This is a genomic window from Geodermatophilus sp. SYSU D00705, from assembly GCF_054050135.1.
Window position 1 is genome coordinate 131,055 of the sequence record NZ_JBJGYT010000011.1, and the last position, 21,234, is coordinate 152,288.

19 protein-coding genes and 1 pseudogene are annotated in these 21,234 nt (G+C 74.9%); 9 read left to right on the plus strand and 11 right to left on the minus strand.

What is annotated here, in order from left to right; genetic code table 11:
• Window positions 1-46 precede the first annotated feature (46 nt).
• Both ACI78Q_RS11475 and ACI78Q_RS11480 read left to right on the plus strand, forming a co-directional pair.
• On the plus strand, window positions 47-487 hold the full coding sequence (locus ACI78Q_RS11475) for an aconitase X swivel domain-containing protein (RefSeq protein ID WP_456923495.1): 441 nt from the start codon (window positions 47-49) through the stop codon (window positions 485-487).
• A 183-nt stretch (window positions 488-670) separates the two neighbouring features.
• Window positions 671-1,444, plus strand: a complete 774-nt coding sequence (locus ACI78Q_RS11480; protein WP_456923496.1) for an IclR family transcriptional regulator domain-containing protein — start codon at window positions 671-673, stop codon at window positions 1,442-1,444.
• On the opposite strand, the gene ACI78Q_RS11485 is transcribed toward ACI78Q_RS11480, so the two are convergent.
• The 3 genes and pseudogenes from ACI78Q_RS11485 to ACI78Q_RS11495 form a co-directional block, all read right to left on the minus strand.
• Window positions 1,435-3,111, minus strand: a complete 1,677-nt coding sequence (locus ACI78Q_RS11485) for an AMP-binding protein (protein WP_456923497.1) — start codon at window positions 3,109-3,111, stop codon at window positions 1,435-1,437. The two genes, ACI78Q_RS11480 and ACI78Q_RS11485, sit on opposite strands and share 10 nt — an antisense overlap.
• Window positions 3,108-4,163, minus strand: coding sequence for a hypothetical protein (locus ACI78Q_RS11490; RefSeq protein ID WP_456923498.1), 1,056 nt, complete (start codon window positions 4,161-4,163; stop codon window positions 3,108-3,110). The genes ACI78Q_RS11485 and ACI78Q_RS11490 overlap by 4 nt, the downstream gene beginning before the upstream one ends.
• A gap of 13 nt (window positions 4,164-4,176) precedes the next feature.
• Window positions 4,177-4,749: pseudogene (locus tag ACI78Q_RS11495) on the minus strand (UGSC family (seleno)protein).
• Window positions 4,750-4,845: 96 nt separating this feature from the next.
• Between ACI78Q_RS11495 and ACI78Q_RS11500 the strand changes: the two are divergent.
• Both ACI78Q_RS11500 and ACI78Q_RS11505 read left to right on the plus strand, forming a co-directional pair.
• A complete protein-coding gene (locus ACI78Q_RS11500; protein ID WP_456923499.1) occupies window positions 4,846-5,718 on the plus strand; it encodes an alpha/beta fold hydrolase in 873 nt (290 codons plus the stop codon).
• A gap of 10 nt (window positions 5,719-5,728) precedes the next feature.
• A complete protein-coding gene (locus tag ACI78Q_RS11505) occupies window positions 5,729-7,249 on the plus strand; it encodes an acetyl-CoA hydrolase/transferase family protein (RefSeq protein ID WP_456923500.1) in 1,521 nt (506 codons plus the stop codon).
• A 38-nt stretch (window positions 7,250-7,287) separates the two neighbouring features.
• Here the strand turns inward: ACI78Q_RS11505 and ACI78Q_RS11510 are convergent, their stop codons facing one another.
• The 7 genes from ACI78Q_RS11510 to ACI78Q_RS11540 form a co-directional block, all read right to left on the minus strand.
• Complete coding sequence (locus ACI78Q_RS11510; protein ID WP_456923501.1) at window positions 7,288-8,565, minus strand: patatin-like phospholipase family protein; 1,278 nt, start codon at window positions 8,563-8,565, stop codon at window positions 7,288-7,290.
• Between the two features lie 515 nt (window positions 8,566-9,080).
• The gene (locus tag ACI78Q_RS11515; protein WP_456923502.1) at window positions 9,081-9,224 is read right to left on the minus strand and encodes a hypothetical protein; all 144 of its coding nucleotides are present in this window, start codon (window positions 9,222-9,224) and stop codon (window positions 9,081-9,083) included.
• A gap of 292 nt (window positions 9,225-9,516) precedes the next feature.
• The gene (locus ACI78Q_RS11520; RefSeq protein WP_456923503.1) at window positions 9,517-9,798 is read right to left on the minus strand and encodes a hypothetical protein; all 282 of its coding nucleotides are present in this window, start codon (window positions 9,796-9,798) and stop codon (window positions 9,517-9,519) included.
• Window positions 9,799-9,879: 81 nt separating this feature from the next.
• Entirely contained in the window at window positions 9,880-10,479 is a 600-nt protein-coding gene (locus tag ACI78Q_RS11525; protein ID WP_456923504.1) for a YceI family protein, read from the minus strand.
• 76 nt (window positions 10,480-10,555) lie between these two features.
• The gene (locus tag ACI78Q_RS11530; RefSeq protein ID WP_456923506.1) at window positions 10,556-11,416 is read right to left on the minus strand and encodes an amidohydrolase family protein; all 861 of its coding nucleotides are present in this window, start codon (window positions 11,414-11,416) and stop codon (window positions 10,556-10,558) included.
• Window position 11,417: 1 nt separating this feature from the next.
• A complete protein-coding gene (locus tag ACI78Q_RS11535) occupies window positions 11,418-13,211 on the minus strand; it encodes an AMP-binding protein (RefSeq protein ID WP_456923507.1) in 1,794 nt (597 codons plus the stop codon).
• Window positions 13,212-13,293: 82 nt separating this feature from the next.
• The gene (locus ACI78Q_RS11540) at window positions 13,294-14,091 is read right to left on the minus strand and encodes an enoyl-CoA hydratase-related protein (RefSeq protein WP_456923508.1); all 798 of its coding nucleotides are present in this window, start codon (window positions 14,089-14,091) and stop codon (window positions 13,294-13,296) included.
• A 96-nt stretch (window positions 14,092-14,187) separates the two neighbouring features.
• Here ACI78Q_RS11540 and ACI78Q_RS11545 point away from each other — a divergent pair, with 96 nt between their 5' ends.
• On the plus strand, window positions 14,188-14,946 hold the full coding sequence (locus tag ACI78Q_RS11545; protein ID WP_456923509.1) for an SDR family NAD(P)-dependent oxidoreductase: 759 nt from the start codon (window positions 14,188-14,190) through the stop codon (window positions 14,944-14,946).
• Window positions 14,943-15,347, plus strand: a complete 405-nt coding sequence (locus ACI78Q_RS11550) for a RidA family protein (protein ID WP_456923510.1) — start codon at window positions 14,943-14,945, stop codon at window positions 15,345-15,347. Before ACI78Q_RS11545 ends, ACI78Q_RS11550 begins: the two co-directional genes overlap by 4 nt.
• A 10-nt stretch (window positions 15,348-15,357) precedes the next feature.
• Here ACI78Q_RS11550 and ACI78Q_RS11555 read toward each other — a convergent pair whose 3' ends face one another.
• A complete protein-coding gene (locus ACI78Q_RS11555) occupies window positions 15,358-16,203 on the minus strand; it encodes a PaaX family transcriptional regulator (protein ID WP_456923511.1) in 846 nt (281 codons plus the stop codon).
• A 122-nt stretch (window positions 16,204-16,325) separates the two neighbouring features.
• Between ACI78Q_RS11555 and ACI78Q_RS11560 the strand changes: the two genes are divergently transcribed.
• The 3 genes from ACI78Q_RS11560 to ACI78Q_RS11570 all read left to right on the plus strand — a co-directional run bounded on the left by ACI78Q_RS11560 (window position 16,326) and on the right by ACI78Q_RS11570 (window position 21,124).
• A complete protein-coding gene (locus tag ACI78Q_RS11560; RefSeq protein ID WP_456923512.1) occupies window positions 16,326-17,933 on the plus strand; it encodes an AMP-binding protein in 1,608 nt (535 codons plus the stop codon).
• Window positions 17,934-17,938: 5 nt separating this feature from the next.
• Window positions 17,939-20,302 (plus strand): bifunctional salicylyl-CoA 5-hydroxylase/oxidoreductase, encoded by a 2,364-nt coding sequence (locus ACI78Q_RS11565; protein ID WP_456923513.1) that lies wholly within the window; start codon window positions 17,939-17,941, stop codon window positions 20,300-20,302.
• A gap of 87 nt (window positions 20,303-20,389) precedes the next feature.
• The gene (locus ACI78Q_RS11570) at window positions 20,390-21,124 is read left to right on the plus strand and encodes an alpha/beta fold hydrolase (protein ID WP_456923514.1); all 735 of its coding nucleotides are present in this window, start codon (window positions 20,390-20,392) and stop codon (window positions 21,122-21,124) included.
• Window positions 21,125-21,234 lie beyond the last annotated feature (110 nt).

Here is a 21,234-nt window from a genome sequence, read left to right on the forward strand (position 1 = left end):
GAGCAGCGCCGCTCGCGGTTCCGACGAGCGTCAGCGAGGAGGCACCGTGAGCGAGCAGATCGCCCGGCGCGGCCAGGTGGTGCTGACCGGCCGCGGGCTGGTCGGCGGCGTCGCCGAGGGTGAGGCGCTCGTGACCCGCGAGGCGATCTCCGGCTGGGGCGGGGTGGAGCCCCGCAAGGGCCGGGTCATCGAGTCCCGCCACGAGCTGGTCGGGCAGTCCTTCGCCGGCAAGGTGCTGGTCTTCCGCGGCGCCAAGGGCTCCTCGGGGTGGTCGGGCATGTTCCACATGTCCCGGCTCATGGGTTCCGCGCCGGCCGCGATGGTCTTCACGACGATGAACACCAAGATCGCGCTCGGCGTGGTGGTGACCCACGTGCCGGCGGTGACCGACCTCGACGGCGACCCGTTCGAGCTGATCCACACCGGCGACCGGGTCCGGGTCGACGCCGACCGCGGAGAGGTGATCATCACCCCTCGGGGCGGGTAGCGTCGGCGCGACCTGTCCCGGGCGGGGGCGCACGGACGAGGATCGACGAGACACGCCGCGGCAGCACGCCGCGGCCGCGCGGAGGAGCTGGACCCCCTGACCGAACCCGAGGACCTGCCCGCCGCCGGCGACGGCGAGACCGCGGCCGAGCCGGACGGCCCCCGGCCGCGGGGGGACTACTTCGTGCAGTCGCTGGAGCGCGGGCTGGCGGTGATCCGGGCGTTCACCGCCGAGGAGCCCGAGCTCACCCTCAGCGACATCGCGCGGCGCACGGGCATGACCCGCGCCGCGGCCCGCCGCTTCGTCCTGACCCTGCTGGACCTCGGCTACGTCGGCACCATCGACCGCCGCTTCCACCTGCGCCCGAGCGTGCTGGAGCTCGGCTACACCTACCTGTCGATGCTGTCGTTCCCGCAGGTGGCCACCGCCCACCTGACCACGCTGTCCGCGGAGCTCAACGAGACCACCAGCGTCGCCGTCCTCGACGGCGACGACATCGTCTACGTGGCCAGGGTCGGCGCCCGGCGGGTGTGGTCCAGCCAGCTGACGGTGGGCACCCGGCTGCCGGCCTACGTCACCTCCCACGGCCGGGTGCTGCTGGCCGCGCTGCCGGACGACGCGCTGGACGCCTACCTGGCCCGGGCCCGGCTGGAGCCGCGCACCGACCAGACGACGACCGACCGGGAGGCGCTGCGGCGGGCGGTCCTGGCGGCCCGTGCCGACGAGTTCTCCCTGGTCGACCAGGAGCTCGAGGAGGGCGTCACCTCACTCGCCGTCCCCATCCGGGAGTCCTCGGGCACCGTCGTCGCCTCGGTCAACGTCGGGACCCAGGCGCGGCGGCACTCCCCCGCCGAGCTGCAGCGCATCGCGCTGGAGCCCCTGCGGGAGACCGCCCGGCAGATCGAGCGGGACATCGCCGTGCTGGGCGCCCGGGTCACCCCACCCGCTCAGTTCTGAGCCGGCGCGGCTGACCCCGTGACCGCCCGGCGGGCCTCGCCGGCGGCCCAGCGGCGGTCGACCTTGCCCGACACGGTCCGCTCGACGGCCGGCACGACCACGACCTCCCGGGGCCGCTTGTAGCCGGCCAGCCGCTCCCCGACCGCGGCGCTGAGCGCGCCGGGGTCCAGCCGCGCCCCCGGCTCGGCGACCACCAGCGCGGTCACCCGGCTCCCCCACCGGTCGTCGGGCACCCCGACGACGACGGCCTCGGCCACGCCCGGGCAGGCCACCAGCGCCTCCTCGACCTCCTCGGCGAACACCTTCTCCCCGCCGGTGTTGATGACGCCGGAGCCGCGGCCCAGCAGCGTCAGCGTGCCGTCGGCCTCGACGGTGGCCGCGTCCCCCGGGACGGCGTAGCGGACCCCGTCGATCGTGCGGAACACCGCCGCCGTGGCCGCCGGGGCGTCGAGGTAGCCCAGCGGCAGGTTGCCGGTGCTCGCCAGCACCCCGACCTGCCCGGAGCCCGGGACGACGTCGGTCCCGTCAGGGGTGATGACGCGGGCGTTGGGCGGCAGGGCGAAGCGGGAGCTGACCGTGTCGGGGTCCGGCCCGGACATCGAGATGCCGAACGGGCCGCCCTCGGTGGCGGCGATGCTGTCCTGCAGCGTCATGGACCCGGCCTCGAGCAGCCGCCGCTTGGTCTCGGTGCCCCAGCGCACGCCGGAGCTGAACACCCGGCGCAGGGACGACAGGTCGTAGGGGGTGCCGGCGGCCGCGGCGCGATCGAGCTCGGCGACCAGCGGGACGGCGAAGGCGTCGCCGACGATGACCAGCTCCGCGACCCGGTGCCGCTGCACCGCCGTCCACAGGGCGGCGGGGTCCAGCGACCGCTCCGGCAGCGTGACCACCCGGCCGCCGCGCAGCAGGTTGCCCAGGGAGGTGAAGAAGCCGGTGCCGTGCATGAGCGGCGAGGCCGGCAGGACGACCGGCTCGGTGCCGCCGCGGACCGCCTCGAGCGCCGAGGCCACGACCCCGGCGAGGTCGGCGGGCACCGGCAGGCCGGCGCGCCCGTAGGCCGAGGAGACCACGCCGCAGAGCCCGGCGCTGTCCCAGACGACGCCCTTGGGCAGGCCGGTGGTGCCGCCGGTGAGCACGATGACCTGGTCGTCGGGCGACCGCGGCACCCGCGGCTGCGGCGGGCCGGCCAGCGCGTCCTCGTAGCCGGTGGCGCCCTCGGGCGCCCCGTCCCCGGCGACGACGACCGCAGCGAGCCCGGGCAGCCGGGCGGCGACGGTGACGGCCCGCCCCGCGAGGGTGGCGTCGGCGACCAGGGCACGGGCGTCGACCATGCCGAGCACCTGCTCGAGCTCGGTCTCCAGGTAGCGGTAGTTGACGTTGACCGGTACCGCCCGCAGCTTGAGGACGGCGAACAGGCTCTCCACGTACTCCGGCGAGTTGTACAGCGCGATGCCCACCCGGTCGCCGGGCCCCACGCCGGCGCCGGCCAGGAAGCCGGCCAGCCGGGCGGCGCGGTCGTCGAACTCCGACCAGGTCACCGCCCGCTCCCCGTGCACCAGCACGGCCCGGGACGGGTCCAGGGCGGTCAGCGCGTCGGCGACCGCCTCCAGCAGGGTCGCGGGATTCTCCGCGACGCGGGCCGGCGCGCCCGCCCCGGCGCCGGTCACGAGGCGATCCGGGTGACCGCGGGCCGGCCGCCGCGCGGGCCGAAGGTCTCGACCACCGCGGAGACGCCGGAGTTCGACGCACCGGCGACCACCACGAGGACGGCGTCGGGCGAGGTCATCGCGTGGATGCCGTCGCGCGCCGGGTCGGGACCGGGGTCGAGGACGGCGTCGGGGTGGTCCCGGGCGACCCGCCAGTGGCTCGTGGCCGACACCGCACCCTTGCCCACCCGGTCGAGGGCCTCGCGGGGCAGGAACGACTGCTCGTAGAGGTACCGCGACACGTCCCGCTTGGCCCACCCGGCGTCGGCGAGCAGGTGCGCGTGCTCGGGGCCGAGCACGACCAGGGCGCTCACCGTCTGGTGCAGCAGCGCGCCGGTGCGGGCCAGCGACCCGGCGACGTCGTCGAGCAGCTGCTCGGGCACGCGGGTGTGCCGGGCCTCGATGTGCAGCGTGCTGCGCATCGTGAACGCGGTCACCGCGCTGTCCTCAGCCGCCAGGCCGCAGTCGACGTGCAGCGGCTGCCACGGGGACTCCTCCTCGTTCTCCCCGATGCACGCGGTGTACTTCGCCGGCGTGCCCTGGGTGGCCTGGTCCAGCTCGTGCGGCCGCAGCCCGAGGGCGTTGATCGCGGTGAGCCGGACGGCGCGGCCGATGGTGGCGTTGGCGCGGAAGCCGGGCCCGAAGAGGTTGCCCTGGCTGTTGACGCCGAGCTCGCCGCGGACCGGCCCGTTGACCAGCAGCAGGGAGCCGGTGCCGGTGGTGCTCTGCCAGATCCCCTTGCGCGGGTAGCCCTCCTCGCGCAGGGAGTCCCAGGCCGCGACGACCACCGGGAAGTACTCGGGCAGGCACCCGGCCATCACCGCGTTGACCGCCGCCAGCCGGACGGTGACCGCCCGGTTGAGCTGCGGCATCTCCAGGAGGACCTCGCCCGGGTCGCGGTCGACCCGGGCGAGCATCGCCTCGGCGGCCTCGCGGTCGCAGGGGACGACGGGCAGGCCGTCGGTCCAGCCCTGCGTGTAGCAGTGCTCGATCGCCCGCTGCGTGGGGTTCACGCGGCCGCCCCCGTCACTCCTCGACCCCGAGGATCTGGAGCAGGCGGGGCAGCATCTCCTCGACCCGCTCGCGGATGCCCTCGGCGGAGAGGCTCGCGACGGGGTGGGGGATGGAGACGTACGCGAAGCCCGGGAACCCGTAGGTCCGGGCCATCGCCTCCGCGGTGATGCGGAACGCGTCGGTGCAGATGGAGACGGCGGGCACGCCCGCGCGCTCCAGCAGGATCCCGTCGGCCAGACTGGCCGCGCTGCAGGAGCCCTAGTCGCCGATCGCCGTGACGGCGAAGTCGCACTCCTCGAAGATCCGCTGGGTCTGGGTCGGTTCCACCGGGGTCCCGAAGTAGGGCTTGGTGAACATCAGGACGTCCTTGACGCCGTAGCGCTCCTTGAGCACCGAGCCCACCTGGTCGAGCAGCGCTGCACCGTTGGGCTTGCCGTTGTCCAGCAGGCCGAGGGTGCGGCCGCGCAGGGTGGTGACCCGCGGTGCCAGGGAGGTGTCGGCGGTGGCGTCCGTGGCGCCGGTGGGGTCCAGGATGGACTCCAGCTCCATGGCGGCTCCTCGTCGTCGAGTGGTGGCCCCGGCCATGTGTGCGGCATACGCACGCCGGTTCCCTTCCCGCACACGACCCTAGCGAGCGCTGCGCGCCCGGGTCAACGCCGCCGCCCCGTAACGTGCCCGTCCATGACCGCCCCCGCCGTCGACACCGCCCCGGCGTGGTTCACCCGCGCCGTGGCCGCCGTCCCCGAGCACCGGGACGTCGCCGTCGACGGCGTCCGCGTGCACTACCGGGCCTGGGGGACGCCCGGCCGGCCGGGCCTGGTGCTGGTGCACGGGGGCGCGGCGCACTCGGGCTGGTGGGACCACGTCGCCCCGCTCCTGGAGACCCACCGGGTGGTCGCCCCCGACCTCAGCGGGCACGGCGACAGCGACCGGCGCGACGCCTACGGGATGGCGCAGTGGGCGCGCGAGGTGCTCGCCGTCGCCGCGGCCGAGGGGCTGTCCCGGCCGGTGGTGCTGGGGCACAGCATGGGCGGCTGGGTGGCGCTGACCGCCGGGGTCGAGCACGGCCACGCCGTCGCCGGGGTCGCGGTGATCGACTCGCCGCTGGACCGCCAGCCGCCCGAGGAGCAGGACCTCCGGGAGCGGCCCCGGGTGCACAGGGTCCATGCGGACCTGGACGCCGCCGTCGCCCGCTTCCGCACCCTCCCGGCCCAGGACGTGTACCTGCCCTACGTCCGCGAGCACGTCGCCCGGGGGTCGCTGCGGGCGGTCGAGGGCGGCTGGACGTGGAAGTTCGACCCCGGGTTCTTCGGCAGCCGCCCGCTGGTGCGCCAGCTGCTCCCCCGGCTGGCCGCCCCCGCGGCGCTGTTCCGCTGCCAGCACGGCCTGGTCCCCCCCGAGATGGCCGCCGAGATGGCGGCGCTGGTGCCCGGCGGACTGCCGGTCGTCGACCTGCCCGAGGCCGGCCACCACCCGATGCTCGACCAGCCGCTGGCGCTGCTCGCCGGGGTCCGCACGCTGCTCGCCGTGTGGCCACCCGCCCGCCGCGCGTAACGTCGGGCCCATGCCGGGGTCCGGACGCATCCACCACCCGGGCCTGGCCCGCAAGGTCGTGTCGGCCGACGCCGCCGCCGCGCACATCCGCCACGGCGACACCGTCGGCATGAGCGGCTTCACCGGCGCCGGCTACCCCAAGGCCGTGCCGCAGGCCCTGGCCCGGGAGATCTCCGACGCGCACGAGGCCGGGCGCCCGTTCCGGGTCAACGTCTGGACCGGCGCCTCCACCGCCCCCGAGCTCGACGGCGCGCTGGCCGCGGCCGACGGCATCGAGCTGCGGCTGCCCTACCAGTCCGACCCGGTCAGCCGGGAGAAGATCAACGCCGGCCTCATGGAGTACATCGACGTCCACCTGTCGCACGTCGCGCAGATGGCGTGGATGGGCTTCCTCGGCCCGCTCGACGTCGCCGTCGTCGAGGTCAGCGGCATCACCGCGGAGGGCGACCTCGTCCCGTCGTCCTCGGTGGGGAACAACAAGACCTGGCTGGACCGGGCCGACCGGGTGGTCCTGGAGGTCAACTCCTGGCAGAGCCCGGCCCTCGACGGGATGCACGACGTCTACTACGGCACCGCCCTGCCGCCGGACCGGGTGCCCATCCCGCTGGTCGGCCCGGCGGACCGGATCGGCGTGCCGTACCTGCGCTGCCCCCCGGAGAAGGTCGTCGCGATCGTCGAGACCGACGCCCCCGACCGCAACACCCCCTTCAAGGCGCCGGACGCCGACTCGCGGGCGATCGCCGGGCACATCGTGGAGTTCCTCGAGCACGAGGTGGCCCGCGGCCGGGTGCCGCGCTCACTGCTGCCGCTGCAGTCTGGGGTCGGCAACGTGGCCAACGCCGTCATGGCGGGGCTCGGCGAGTCCTCGTTCGAGGGGCTGACCGCCTACACCGAGGTCATCCAGGACGGCATGCTCGAGCTGCTGTGCTCGGGGCGGATGGTGTCGGCGTCGGCGACGGCCTTCTCGCTCAGCCCGGAGGGGGCGGCGCGGTTCGACGCCGAGGCGCAGGTGCTGCGCGAGCGCATCGTGCTGCGGCCGCAGGAGATCAGCAACCACCCGGAGATCGTCCGGCGGCTCGGCGTCCTGGCGATGAACGGGCTGATCGAGGCCGACATCTACGGCAACGTCAACTCCACGCACGTCATGGGCAGCCGGATCCAGAACGGCATCGGCGGCTCCGGCGACTTCGCCCGCAACGCCTTCACGTCCTTCTTCCTCACCCCGTCGACGGCCAAGGGCGGGGCGATCTCGACGATCGTGCCGATGGTCAGCCACGTCGACCACACCGAGCACGACGTCTCGGTGATCGTCACCGAGCAGGGGCTGGCCGACCTGCGCGGGCTCGCGCCGCGCAAGCGGGCCGAGCTGGTGATCGAGCGGTGCGCCCACCCCGACTACCGGCCCCTGCTGCGGGACTACTACGAGCGGGCGCTGCGCGACTCCCCCGGCCGGCACACCCCGCACCTGCTGGCCGAGGCGCTCGGCTGGCACACCCGGTACCTGGCCGACGGGACGATGCGGCCGCGCTGACCCGGCGCGGTCGCCGGCCCGGCGGCCGGGCCGACCGGTCAGGCGGTGGTCTCCGGGCCGAGCCGGAGGCGGACGACCCGTCTGTCGCGGAACTCGGCCGCGACGCAGCCACGCTCGGAGGGGTCCCCCTTGCCGGTCCGCACGGTCCAGACGGCCCGGTGCGCGGTCACCTGCTTGCGGGTGATGTCGATGCGGGCGTCGCGGGACAGGTCCCGCAGGAGCTCGTGGAGCTGCCGCCCCCGCACCGGACCGCACTCGGCGAACGGCCCGGTGGACGTGAGCTCGGCGTCGTCGGCCAGGTGGTGCACCAGCCCGCCGGCGTCCGCCCGCTGCCACGCCCCCTCGAAGGCCAGCGCGGTGAGGAACGTGTCGGCCTGGCGTTCGCCCTCCTCGATGAGGCGGCGGAGGAAGCGGCTGTCGCGGTTGACCTTCGACGCGGGCCCGAACCACCGGGACGCGCCGACCCGCGGGAGCTGGACGACGCGCACGGTGACCTGCTTGTAGCGGTCACCGGTCAGGAGGCCGTCGGCGAGCAGCTCGTCGATCTTCTCGATGAAGTGCAGCTCCTGGTAGAGCGACAGGTTCCCCGCCAGCTCGTTGCGACGGTCGGCGATGGCGAGCACGCTGCGCGGCTCGCGGGCTCGCTCGGTGGGGTTGATCTGGATGACCCACAGCTCGTCCGGCCGCGCGTCGAGCAGTTCGCGGACGGGTGGGTTCTGCGAGAACAGGCCGTCCCAGAAGCTGCCGCCGGCGGTGTGCACCGTCCGGAACGCGGTGGGGATCGCCGCCGAGGCCAGGACCATGTCCGCGGTGATCCGCTCGCGGCGGCTGTTGAACGCCCGGAACTCGCCGGAGAGCACGTCGACGGCGCCGATCAGCAGGATCGGGTGCCGGGCGAGGCCGTCGGCCTGGATCCGGTCGAAGTCCACCCACCGCCGCAGCAGCGCGCGGAAGTGCTCGATGCCGGTGACCGGGACGTCGTAGGGGCTGACGGTGGGCAGGAGCCCGACGGTCTGCAGCGTGGCGGCCCACAGCATCCACGCGTTGATCGCCTTCTCGACCGGCCCCGCGGCGGCGTTGTCGGCCCAGAACCCGTCGAGCCGCGCCTTGCCGGCCCGCCGGTCGCCGTCGACCAGGGCCGACCAGGTCAGCGCCGCGCACACCGCTCCGCCGGAGGTCCCGCTGAGGCCCACCAGCTCGTAGTCGTCGAACTCCTCGGCGGTGAGCAGCCGGCCGAGCACCCCGGCCGTGAACGCGGTGTGGCTGCCGCCGCCCTGACAGGCGATGGCCACACGCCGCTTGGGACCACCGGTCACGGGGCCTCCCGGGTCGGCCACGCCCCGAGGCGGGTCACCGTGGGCGGGCGGCTGACGTGGACCGGACCATGGTCCTCCAGGCAGGCGCGTCGTGGACCCCGTCCCGCCCGACGCGATCGCACCTGCCGGATCCCTCCAGGCCCGACCTCGACGTCACGGGCCCGCACCGGGACAGTGCTGCACGTGTACCCGGCCGCACCGCCACCACCTCCACCGCCGGACGCCGCGGCCCCACCCCAGCCGACGGTGGTGGCGACGGCGGTGCTGACCCTGGCCGCGGCCACCCTGGGCCTGTTGCCGTGGCCGCGGCCGGGATGGGCCCCGTCGTCCACCTGGCTGGTCACCGACGTGCCCGGGCCGCTGTGGGCACTCCTGCTGACGACGGCCGCGGTCTGCCTGGCCACCGCCGTGGTCCTGGTGCGACGCGAGGCCGGGCTGCGGCTCCGGGACGGCGTGACCTGGGCGTGGTTCGGGCTCGTCGTGGCAGCCGCCGCGGCCCTGGTGTGGAACGCGCTCTACGCGGCGGCGCTGTCGAACACCGTGTTCGGCGGCATCATCCCGATCTTCCACTGGCTGTTCACGTCCGCTCCCGCCGTCCTCGCGGGGTGGCTCTTCAGCCGCCGCGGTCGCCCGGCGCGCGTGGCCGCGGCGCTGGGCACCGGCGTGGTGACCCTCCCGCTGTTCGCGCTGTGGCCGGCCCTGCTGATGCCCGATGGACCGATCGGTGGCCAACTGGTCCGCGTCCTGGCCGGCACCGCCCTGCTCGGCCTGGCCCCGCTGGTCGCGGGGGCGCCCTGGCAGGGGCGATGGACGCCGGCCCCGCCCCCACCACGTCGTGAGGACCGCTCCGGCCCGGCTCCCGCCGCGCGGTGGCCGCACCCGCCCGGACGTCCCCGCGGGAACGCCGGCACGTCGCGTGCCTCGACCGCGTCCCCGCGGGAACCTCCGCGCTCAGTGCTCCGACCACCCGTCCGCGGGCAGCGACACCACGGTCGACTCGGGTCCGCCCACGCCCGCGCACCGCAGCCGTTCCGGGAGCTGCTCCAGCGCCCGCCCGGCCGCGGCCCGGTCGGCCCAGATCTCGACCAACCGGAGCCCGCACCCCTCGCGGGTCAGCCGGCGGGAGTGACAGCCGTCGGGGAACCAGCTGCCCGGCCGGAGCAGCTGGCGCAGCCGCCGCTCCTCCTCCGGTGTGGCACAGGCCCACCACAGGCGCACGACGACGACCGACATGCGTTCCCCCTCGCACCGACGGTGCGCAGGACGCTACGGAGACGGAACGGCGCCGTCCCGGGCCGGAGGTCCCTGAGACCCTCAGCCGATGCGGACGGCGGAGACGTCGAACTCGATCTGGATGCGGTCGCTGACCAGCACGCCACCGGTGTCCAGCGGCGTGTTCCAGGTCAGGCCCCAGTCGCTGCGCTTGATCGCCAGCGCGCCCTCGAAACCGACCCGCGTCTGCCCGAACGGGTCCTGCGCCGAGCCGGTCAGGGTGAAGTCGACCGACACCTCGCGGGTGGTGTCGCGGATGGTGAGGTCGCCGGTGACCGTGTAGACGTCGGCCTCGACCTGTTCCACGTCGGTGGAGACGAAGACGATCTCGGGGTAGGTCTCGACGTCCAGGAAGTCCGCCGAGCGCAGGTGCGCATCCCGGTCGGGCTGGCCGGTGTCGACGCTCGCCGTCTTGATCCGCAGCGTCACCGTGCTGGCCGCCGGGTGGGCCGTGTCCAGGTGCGCGGTGCCGGTGAAGTCGGTGAAGGACCCGCGGACGGTGGTGACCATCGCGTGCCGCGCCCGGATGCCGATGCGCGTGTGCGCCGCGTCGACCTCGTAGTCACCGCTGACGTCGACGAGGGCGCTGGTCGCCGCGTCGAAGTCGGTGGGGTCTGCATCAGGTGCCCGGTGCTTGCCCATGGCCGACCTCTCCCTTCCCCCGGTACATCCGCACCATCCTGACCGATGCCTCTCGGGCGGACGAACCGGGGTCGGCTCAGGGGGTGTCGAGGCCGGCGTAGACCCGCCGCGCGTTCTCCCCGAGCACCAGCGGGACGACGTCGTCGGGCAGGCCCAGGGAGGCGACCGCGCGGGCGTTCGCGGCCTGCCCGGGGACGCCGGGCCAGTCGGTGCCGTAGATCCACTTCCGGGCCAGGCGGCCCAGGTCGAAGCGCGCGTAGTACTCCGGGAGCCGCTTGGGCGGCAGGCCCGACAGCTCGATCCACACGTTGGGCCGGGAGATCGCGAGGAAGGCCGCGGCGTCGTACCACCAGCCGCGGCCGCCGTGGGCGAGCACCACCTGCAGGTCGGGGAAGTCGCGCAGGACGGCGTCCAGGAGCTGCGGGTCGGCGTAGGCGTTGGTCGACCCGGGGAAGCTGCTGGTGCCGCAGTGCACGACCAGCGGCACCCCGCGCTCGACGAGGACGGCGTAGGCGGGGTACATCGCGGCGTCGTCGGCCCGGAACCCGCCGTGCACCGGGTGGATCTTCAGCGCCGCGGCGCCCAGGTCCAGCTGGCGGGTCAGTTCCCTCGCGATCGGGAAGTGCAGGTGCGGGTTGACGTTGGCGACCGGCCGGAACCGCCGCGGGTCGTGCTCGACGATCGGCAGCAGGTCGTCGAAGAGCTGGTAGCCGGTGGCCTTGGGGCTGTACTCGCAGAACAGCAGCGCGACGTCGACGCCGTCCTCGGCCATGAGCCGGTCCAGCGCCGCGGGGTCCGGGCTGCCGTCGGCGCGCCAGACCTCCTCCAGGATGCCGGGCGGGCCGAACTGCCGCGCCCAGTCGATCCAGGCGGGCGCGAGCGTGGACAGGTGCGGCACGTGGACGTGGGCGTCCACGAGCAGGTGGCCGTCGAGCACGTCAGCGATCCTGCCCCGCGGGGCGGAGGACCACCTGCGGCGGCACGGGGTCGGCGGTGAGCAGCGCGACCAGGGCGGCCCGCCGGTCGCGGACGGCGGCCTGGTTGACGTAGCCCTTGTCGGTGACCTCCCCGGCGTCGAGCTGGGCCGGCTCGGTCAGCACGAGCAGCCGCTCGACGCACTGCGAGGAGCCACCTCCCGCGCGGGCCAGCCGGGCCAGGGTGGCGGCCAGCTGCGCGCGCAGGCCGTCGTCCGGCACGCCGTCGGCGTCCACCCGGCCGGCGTGCTCGGGGTGCAGCCAGACCATGGCGCCGACGAAGGCGGCGTCCTGGCCGCAGAGCACCGCGTCGGTCAGCAGGCCGTCGGACGCCGACAGCAGCTGCGGGCGCAGCGTGCCGACGCTGACGAAGGTGCCGGTCATCAGCTTGAAGTCCTCGGCGATGCGGCCGCGGAACACGAGGCCGGCCGCCGGGTGGTCGGGGTCGGCGAGCGCCACGGCGTCGCCGGTGCGGAAGAAGCCGTGCTCGTCGAAGGCGGCGGCGGTGAGGTCGGGACGGCGCCAGTAGCCGGGGGTCACGTTGGGGCCGGCGACCCGCACCTCCGTCTTCTCCCCCACCGGCACCAGCGCCAGCTCCACCCCCGGCAGCGGCACGCCGAGCACGTCGCTGCGGGTGATCGGGTAGTGCGCGCTCGTCGCGGCCGGCGCGGTCTCGGTCAGCCCCCACGACGTGGTCATCTGCATCCGCGCGCCGTGCTCGGCAGCCAGCTTCTCCAGCCGGTCCCACAGCTGCTGCGGGAGGGCCGCGGCGGCGAAGAAGCCCAGCCGCAGCCGGTCGAGGAACGCCGCGGCCGCGGCCCGGTCGCGCTCCAGGTGCGGGAGCAGCGCGGCGTACCCGGCGGGCACGTTGAAGTAGATCGTGGGGCGGGCGTCGGCCAGGTTGCGCACCGTCCGCCCGACCAGCGCCGGGGCCGGGCGGCCGTCGTCGATCCAGAGGGTGCCGCCGTTGACGAGCACCATGTCCAGGTCGTGGCTGCCGCCGAAGGTGTGGCTCCAGGGCAGCCAGTCCAGCAGCACGGGCGGCTCCTCGGCGAGGAACGGCCAGACCTGCCGCATCTGCTGCTGGTTGGCCGACAGCATCCCGTGGGTGGTGAGGACGCCCTTCGGCGTCCCGGTCGACCCCGAGGTGAAGAGGATCTTCGCGACGTCGTCCCGCCGCAGGGCCGCGCACCGGCGGTCGACCTCGGCGGTCGGCTCGGCGCCGAACGCCGCCACCGGGATCGAGCCGGCGACGTCGCCGTCCCGGCTGAGCACCGGCCGCTCGCCGGCCACGGCGGCGACCGCGCGGTCGTAGGAGGCGTCCTCGGCGACGACCAGGCCGGGGTCCACGAGGTCGGCCATCGCCCGCAGCTTCGCGTGGTCGGCGCTCTGCAGCGAGTACGCGACGCTGGTCGGCACGACCGGTGCGCCCACCGTCATCCCGGCCAGCAGCACCGTCAGGTGCAGCCGGCTGTTGCCCGACAGCACCATGACCGGGCGGTCGGCCAGCCCGCGGTCGAGCAGGCCCTGCGCCAGCCGGTCGGCCTGGACACGCACCTCGCCCCAGGTCGAGCGCGCCCACTTCTCGCCCACCCGCTCGGCCACCAGCAGCCGGTCGGGATGCGCCTCGCTGTGCGCCCGGAAGTCGTGGACGACGCCCACCGCGTGCTCGCCGAGCGGCTCGGCCGACCGCAGCAGCAGCCGGCCGTCGGGGAGGCGCTGCGACTCGATGCGCGGAGAGCGGAAGGTGTCGGGCATCGCGGGCCTCCTCGGGACGTCGTCGGCCACTGCCCGGATGCTCTACGGGTTGCGCGCCCCGCGTCAAGGAGTGTGTAGCTCGTCAGCGGAAGCGGCGGAAGTCCGGCGCCCGCTTCTCGGCGAAGGCCCGCGCGCCCTCCATGCCCTCCTCGCTGGCCGCGAACAGCGACAGCCCGTCGAAGGCCAGGTGCGAGATGCCGCCGAGGTGGTCGCTGTCGGCGTTGAACGAGTGCTTGAGGAAGCGCAGCGCGGTCGGCGAGTAGGAGCCCATCTTCCGGGCCCACTCCCGGGCGGTGTCCAACAGCCGATCGCGCGGCACCACCTCGTTGACCAGACCCCAGCGTTCGGCGGTCGCGGCGTCGTACCGGTCGAGGAGGAACCAGATCTGGCGGGCCCGCTTCTCACCGACCACCCGCGCCAGGTAGGCCGAGCCGAAGCCGGCGTCGAAGGACCCGACGCGCGGTCCGGCCTGGGCGAACGTCGCCTCCTCGCAGGCGACGGTGAGGTCGCACAGCACGTGCAGCACGTGGCCGCCGCCGATGGCGATGCCGTTGACCGCGGCGATCACCGGCTTCGGGATGTCGCGGATGATGCGGTGCAGCCGCTCGATCTCGAACGTGCCCCACTCGGTCTCGCCGTAGCCGCCGGTCTCCGCCCGCTCCTTGACGTCGCCGCCGGTGCAGAAGGCCCGCTCTCCGGTGGCGGTGAGGATGACGGCGGCCACGCGGCGGTCGGCCCAGGCGTGCTTGAACGCCGAGATCAGCTCGTCGACGGTGCGCCCGCGGAAGCTGTTCATGCGCTCCGGGCGGTCGATGGTGATGACGGCGTGGTCGTCCTCCTCGACCTCGTACCGGACGTCGGTGAACTCCTCGGGCCGCATGCCCACCACCCCTCCGTGGTCGCCGGCGCCGGCGGTCGACGAGCCGCTATGTCGTCATGTTGACGGTCGTCACGAGCGGCTGGCAAGCTCGCCGGCGTGGTCGCCCGCCGCTGCCTGGTGACCGGCGCGGGGCGGGGCATCGGCGCCGCCGTGGCCCGCCGGCTGGCCGCCCAGGGGCACGCGGTCGCCCTCACCGCGCGCAGCGCCGGGGAGCTCGACGCGGTCGCCGCCGGTCTGCCCGGGCCCGCGCTCGTCCTCTCCGCCGACCTCACCGCCCCGGCCGCCGCCGACGACGTCCTGGGCGCCGTGGAGCGGGAGTGGGGCGGGCCGGTGGAGGTGCTCGTCCTCAACGCCGGCGCCGGCACCTCCGCCCCCCTCGCGCGGACCAGCGACGAGGAGTGGGCGCGGATGCTCGAGCTCAACCTGACCGCCCCGTTCCGGCTGCTGCGCCGCGCCGTGCCCGGGATGGTCGAGGCCGGCTGGGGCCGGGTGGTCGCGGTCGCCTCCACCGCGGCCAAGCGCGGCGACCCGTACGTCGCGGCCTACACCGCCAGCAAGCACGGGCTGCTGGGCCTGGTGCGGTCGGCCGCCGCCGAGGTGGCCGGCACCGGCGTGACGGTGAACGCCGTGTGCCCCGGCTACGTCGACACGCCGATGACCGACCGGACCGTGGCCACGATCAGCGCCGCGACCGGGCGGACGCCGGAGCAGGCGCGCGAGGCGCTGGCCCACCGCCAGCCGATCGGCCGGCTGGTGCGGCCCGACGAGGTCGCCGACGCGGTGCTGCTGTGCGTGGCCAGCGCCGCGATCACCGGGCAGGGCATCAACGTCGACGGAGGGGCGGTGCAGTCATGACGGGTCTGGAGCGGGTCGACCCGCCGGAGCTGGCCCGGCCCTCGGGGTTCGCGCACGCGGTGGTGGCCGCGCCCGGGCGGACGGTCTTCCTCGCCGGGCAGACCGCCATGGACGCCGAGGGCCGAATCGTCGGCGCCGACGTCGTCGAGCAGTTCGAGCGGGCGCTGGGCAACCTGCTGACCGCGCTGCGGGCAGCGGGCGGGGAGCCCGCACAGCTGGCCTCGCTCACCGTGTACGCGGTCGACCTCGCCGACTACCGCGCCCGCGCCCGTGACATCGGCGGGGTGTGGCGGCGGCTGGTCGGCAGCGACTACCCGGCGATGGCCGGCATCGGCGTGGCCCGGCTGTGGGACGACGAGGCGCTGGTCGAGGTGCAGGGCACCGCCGTCCTGCCCCCCTGACCCCCGCCCGTCAGCCGTCGAGCAGGCGGCGGGCGTGGTCGGCGGCGGGGCCGGCCAGGCGGTCGGCCAGCTCGGCGAAGAGGTCGGCGGCGCGGGCGCCGTTCCAGTCCGCGGGCAGCAGCTCCAGCGGGAGGCCGGGGTCGGCGTAGGGCAGCCCGCGCCAGTCGGTCACCAGCCGGACGTGGTCGGCGAAGGCCTGCGCGGGGTCGACCGGCTGGTCCGGCCGGGCGCGCTCCAGGGCAGGGGCGTGCCGGTCGAGGAAGCCGGCGTAGCGCTCGTGCAGCGCGTCGAGGTCCCACCAGCGCGCGACCGCCACCCGGGCCTCCTCCCGCGGCACCCGCGCCTTCGAGAACAGCTCCACGTAGCCGGCCAGCCCGCGCCGGCGGAGCACCTCACCGACGTCGTCCCCCAGGTGCCCGGGTGCGATCCAGACCCCCGGCGCCACGGCCCCGAAGCCGAGCCGGGTGAGCTCCGAGCGCAGCCGGTGGCGGTGCTCCCGCTCGGACTCCGGCACGGAGAAGACGACGAGCAGCCAGCCGTCGGACTCGCGGGCCCGGCGCCGGCCGAAGATCCGCGCGTCGCCCTCGGCGAGCACCTCCAGCGCCTCGCCGGTGAGCGCGTACCCGGCGACGTCGCCGTCCCGCCGGGCGTCCAGCAGGCCCCGCCGCTTGAGCCGGGAGATCGACGAGCGGACGGCGGGCTCCTCCACGCCGAGGTCGGCCATCAGGCGGACGACGGCGGCGACCGACAGCCAGCCCCCGCGGGCACGGGCGTACAGGCCGTACAGGGTGACGATCAGCTGGCGGGGTTGCAGGGCGACGGGCGGGGGCGCCGCCGCCTCCTCGACGGCGGTCACGGCACCCACGATAACCGGCACCCGACCGTTCATGTCGCCCCGTTGACTCCCGTCAGGACAGCGCCATACTGACGGCAGGGTGCGGCCCGGCCGGACCCGGCGACCGCAGGGAGGTCCGTCCCGTGACGCTCGGCGCCCCGCCCCTGTCCCCCTCCGCGCACGTCGATCCCTTCTGCCGCGACCACCTGCCCCCACCGGGCTCGTGGCCGGTCCTCGACCTGGGCGACCTCGCCTACGCCGAGCGGCTCAACTGCGCGACCGAACTGCTCGATGGCACGATCGCGCGGTCGGGCGCCGACCGGCCGTGCGTGCGTGCCCCAGGGGGTCCGGCCTGGAGCTACGGCGAGCTGCGCGCCCGCGCCGGCCAGATCGCCGGCGTGCTCGTCGACGAGCTGGGTGTCACCCCCGGCAACCGGGTCCTGCTGCGTGGGCCCAACAGCCCCGAGCTGGTCGCCTGCTGGCTGGCGGTCCTCAAGGCGGGCGGGGTGGTGGTGACGACGATGCCGGCGCTGCGGGCCGGGGAGCTGGCCGCCGTCGGTCAGATGTGCCGGCCCACCCTCGCGCTGTGCGACAGCCGGCTGACCGACGACCTGACCGCCGCCGCCGTGCCGGGGATGACGGTGCTGACCTATGGGGACGGCGGCCCCGGCGACCTGCTCATCCGGGCCGCGGCCCACCCCGGGGAGTTCGCCGACGTCCCGACCGCCGCCGACGACGTGGCCCTGCTGGCGTTCACCTCGGGCACCACCGGCCGGCCCAAGGCCACGATGCACTTCCACCGGGACGTGCTCGCCATCGCCGACACCTTCTCGGCGCACCTGGTGCGCCCCGAGCCCGACGACGTCTTCGCCGGCAGCCCGCCGATCGCGTTCACCTACGGGCTCGGCGGACTGGTGGTCTTCCCCCTCCGGGCTGGCGCGAGCGTGCTGCTGCTCGAGCATCCCACCCCCGACCTGCTCGCCGACGCCGTCGGAGAGCACGAGGTGACGGTGCTGTTCACCGCACCGACCGCGTACAAGGCGATCGTGGCCGGGGGACGGGGGCACCGGCTGGCCGGGCTGCGCCGCGCGGTCTCGGCCGGGGAGCCGCTCCCCGCCGCGGTGTGGCACGGTGTGCACGAGGCGAGCGGGGTGCGGGTCATCGACGGCATCGGCTCCACCGAGATGCTGCACGTCTTCATCTCCGCGGCCGACGACGACATCCGGCCCGGCTGCACCGGCCGCGCCGTCCCCGGCTACACCGCCGCGGTCCTGGACGACCACGGCAACCCCGTGCCCGACGGCACCGAGGGGCACCTCGCCGTCCGCGGCCCCACCGGCTGCCGCTACCTCGACGGAGACCGGCAGGAGGAGTACGTCCGGCACGGCTGGAACCTCACCGGCGACACCTACATCCGTGACGCCGACGGCTACTTCAGCTACCGGGCCCGCACCGACGACATGATCATCTCGGCCGGGTACAACATCGCCGGGCCGGAGGTGGAGCAGGCGCTGCTGACCCACCCGGCCGTCGTGGAGTGCGCGGTCGTCGGCGCCCCGGACCCCGATCGCGGAACGATCGTCAAGGCCTTCGTGGTGCTCTCCCCGGAGGCCGGTGGGGTCACCCCCGAGGAACTGCAGGAGCACTGCCGCCAGCTGATCGCGCGCTACAAGTGCCCCCGCGCCGTCGAGTTCCGCACCGAGCTGCCCCGCACCAGCACGGGCAAGCTGCAGCGGTACCGGCTGCGGTGAGCGGCATGCGCATCGCGGTGTCCGGCGGCGGGCCGGGCGGACTGTACTTCTCGGCCCTGGTCAAGCAACTGGACCCGTCGCACGAGGTCACGGTCTGGGAGCGCAACGCCCCCGACGACACCTTCGGCTTCGGCGTCGTCTTCTCCGACGAGACCCTCGGCGGCATCGAGCACGCCGACCCGGTGGTGTTCCGCGGGATGCAGCGGCACTTCGCCCGGTGGGACGACATCGACGTCCACCACCGGGGCCGGGTCACGACCTCCGGCGGGCACGGCTTCGCCGCGATGAGCCGCAAGGAGCTGCTGGGCATCCTGCAGCGGCGCTGCGCCCACCTCGGCGTGCCGGTGCACTTCCGCACCGAGGCGCCCGACCCCGAGCGGCTGCGCTCCGAGCACGACCTGGTCGTCGCCTCCGACGGCGCCCGGTCGGCGGTGCGGGCCCGCTACGCCGACGTCTTCCGGCCGACGTTCGACACCCGCCGCTGCCGGTACATGTGGCTGGGCACCGACCTGGTGTTCGACGCGTTCAAGTTCTTCGTCGAGGAGACGCCGTACGGCGTCATGCAGATCCACGGCTACCCCTACGACCGCACCGGCAGCACGTTCATCGTGGAGATGCACGAGGACGTCTGGCAGCGGGCGTTCGCCGACGTCGCCGCGCTCGACCTGCCACCCGGCGAGAGCGACACCAAGTCGATCGCGCTGGTCGAGCAGCTGTTCGCCGGGGTGCTGGGCGGGCACCGGGTGTTCGCCAACAACTCGAGGTGGCTGAACTTCCTGTCGCTGCGCAACCAGACCTGGCGGCACGGCAACCTGGTGCTGCTCGGGGACGCCGCGCACACCGCGCACTTCTCCATCGGGTCGGGCACCAAGCTCGCGATGGAGGACGCGCTCGCCCTGGCCGCCTGCCTGCACGAGCACCCCGACGTCGACGCCGCCCTCACCGCCTACGAGGCCGAACGGCGCCCGGTGGTGCTCTCCACCCAGCGCGCGGCGCAGGCCAGCCTGGAGTGGTTCGAGGACATCGGCCGGTACGTGCACCAGGACCCCGAGCAGTTCGCGTTCAACATCATCACGCGCAGCCGGCGGGTCACCCACGACAACCTGCGGCTGCGCGACCCGGAGTTCGTCGCCGCCGTCGACGCCTGGTTCGCCCGGACCCAGCCCCAACCGGCCGAGCCGCGGCCGCCGATGTTCCACCCCTTCCGGCTGGGCGGCCTGGAGCTGGCCAACCGGGTCGTCGTCTCGGCGATGGACATGTACTCCGCGGTCGACGGGCTGCCCACCGACTTCCACCTCGTGCACCTGGGCAGCAAGGCCCTCGGCGGCGCCGGGCTGGTGATGACCGAGATGGTCTGCGTCTCCCCGGAGGGCCGCATCACCCCCGGCTGCACCGGCTTCTACACAGCGGAGCAGGAGGCGGCGTGGGCGCGCGTCGTCGACTTCGTCCACTCGGCGACCGACGCGAAGATCGGCGTCCAGCTCGGGCACTCCGGGCGCAAGGGCTCCACGAAGCTCATGTGGGAGGGCATCGACGAGCCGCTGCCCGCGGGCAACTGGGAGGTCGTGGGCCCCTCGGCGATCCCGTACTCACCCGCCAACGCCGTGCCGCGCGAGCTCACCGACGCCGACCTCGCCACCATCCGCGACCGGTTCGTGGCGAGCACCCGCGCCGCGGCCCGCGCCGGCTTCGACGTCCTGGAGCTGCACTGCGCGCACGGGTACCTGCTGTCGTCGTTCATCTCGCCGCTGTCCAACCGGCGCACCGACCGCTACGGCGGCCCGCTGGCGAACCGGCTGCGCTACCCGCTGGAGGTCTTCGACGCCGTCCGCGCGGCCTGGCCGGCCGAGCGGCCGATGACCGTGCGCATCTCGGCCACCGACTGGTTCGAGGGCGGCACCGACGTCGAGGACGCCGTCGCCGTCGCGCGCGCCTTCGCCGAGCACGGCGCCGACGGGATCGACGTCTCCACCGGCCAGGTGGTCAAGGCCGAGCGGCCGGCCTTCGGGCGCAGCTACCAGACCCCCTACGCCGACCGGATCCGCAACGAGGTGGGCCGCGAGTTCGGCGTCGCGGTCATCGCCGTCGGGGCGATCTCCAGCTGGGACGACGTCAACTCGATCCTGCTCGCCGGCCGGGCGGACCTCTGCGCACTGGGCCGGCCGCACCTCTACGACCCGCAGTGGACCCTGCACGCCGCGGCCGAGCAGGACTACACCGGCCCGGGCGCGCGGTGGCCGGCGCCGTTCCGGGCGGGCAGCCGCCCTCCCCAGACCGGGCGCACCGACGGCCCGCGCCCCCGGCTGCAGCTGGTCCGGGAGGGGACGACGGGCACCCGGCACGCCCGCTGGCGCCCGGGCGCCTGCTGAGCCGGCAGACCGCCCACCGGCGTCCGTGCAGTAGGAATACGCCGCCGGGGTGCCGGCACGGTGGGTGATCGACGAGGAGGAGACCTCATGGCGGAGAACTTCGTACTGCAGCACGGCGCGTGGCACGGCGGGTGGGCCTGGCAACCGGTCGCGGCCCGGCTGCGGGCCGAGGGGCACCGGGTCATCGCGCCCACCAGCCCGGGCCTCGGCATCGACGACGACCCCAGCGGGGTCACGCTCACCGACTGCGTCGACGCCCTGGTCGCCGCCGTCGACCGGTCGGGCCTGGACGACGTGACGCTGGTCGGGCACAGCTGGGGCGGGTACGTCGTCGCGGGTGCCGCACCCCGGCTGGCCGGCAAGCTGAAGCGCGTCGTCTTCTGGAGCGCGTTCGTCCCAGAGGAGGGGCGCTCCCTCAACGACGAGGCGCCGCCGCACTACACCGAGCTGTTCGAGCAGCTGGCCGCGGCGTCGGGGAACAACACGGTCCTCCTGCCCCTCGAGGTGTTCCAGGGCGGCTTCATGCAGGACGCCGACCCCGCCACGGCTGCCGTCGTCCACTCGGTGCTGCGCCCGCAGTCGTTCCTCTGCTTCAGCGAGCCGGCGGTCGGCGGCAACGCCTACCGCGACCTCGACGTCCCGATCGACTACCTGCTGTCGGTCGACGACATCGCCATGCCTCCGGGCGAGCACGCGTGGGCCCCGCGCTTCCCCGAGCGCTGCGGGGCGGCGGTCACCGAGATCCCCGGCAGCCACGAGTCGATGTTCACCCGCCCCGCCGAGCTGGCCGACGGCATCCTGCGGCTCGCCACGGCGCGCTGACCACGCGGCCGCGGCGGCGGGCGAGGTGACAGCCCGGCGCCGCGGCCGACACCATGGGGCCCCCGTGAACGGTGACCCGGTCGTACCACGGGAGCGGCGAATAAACACCC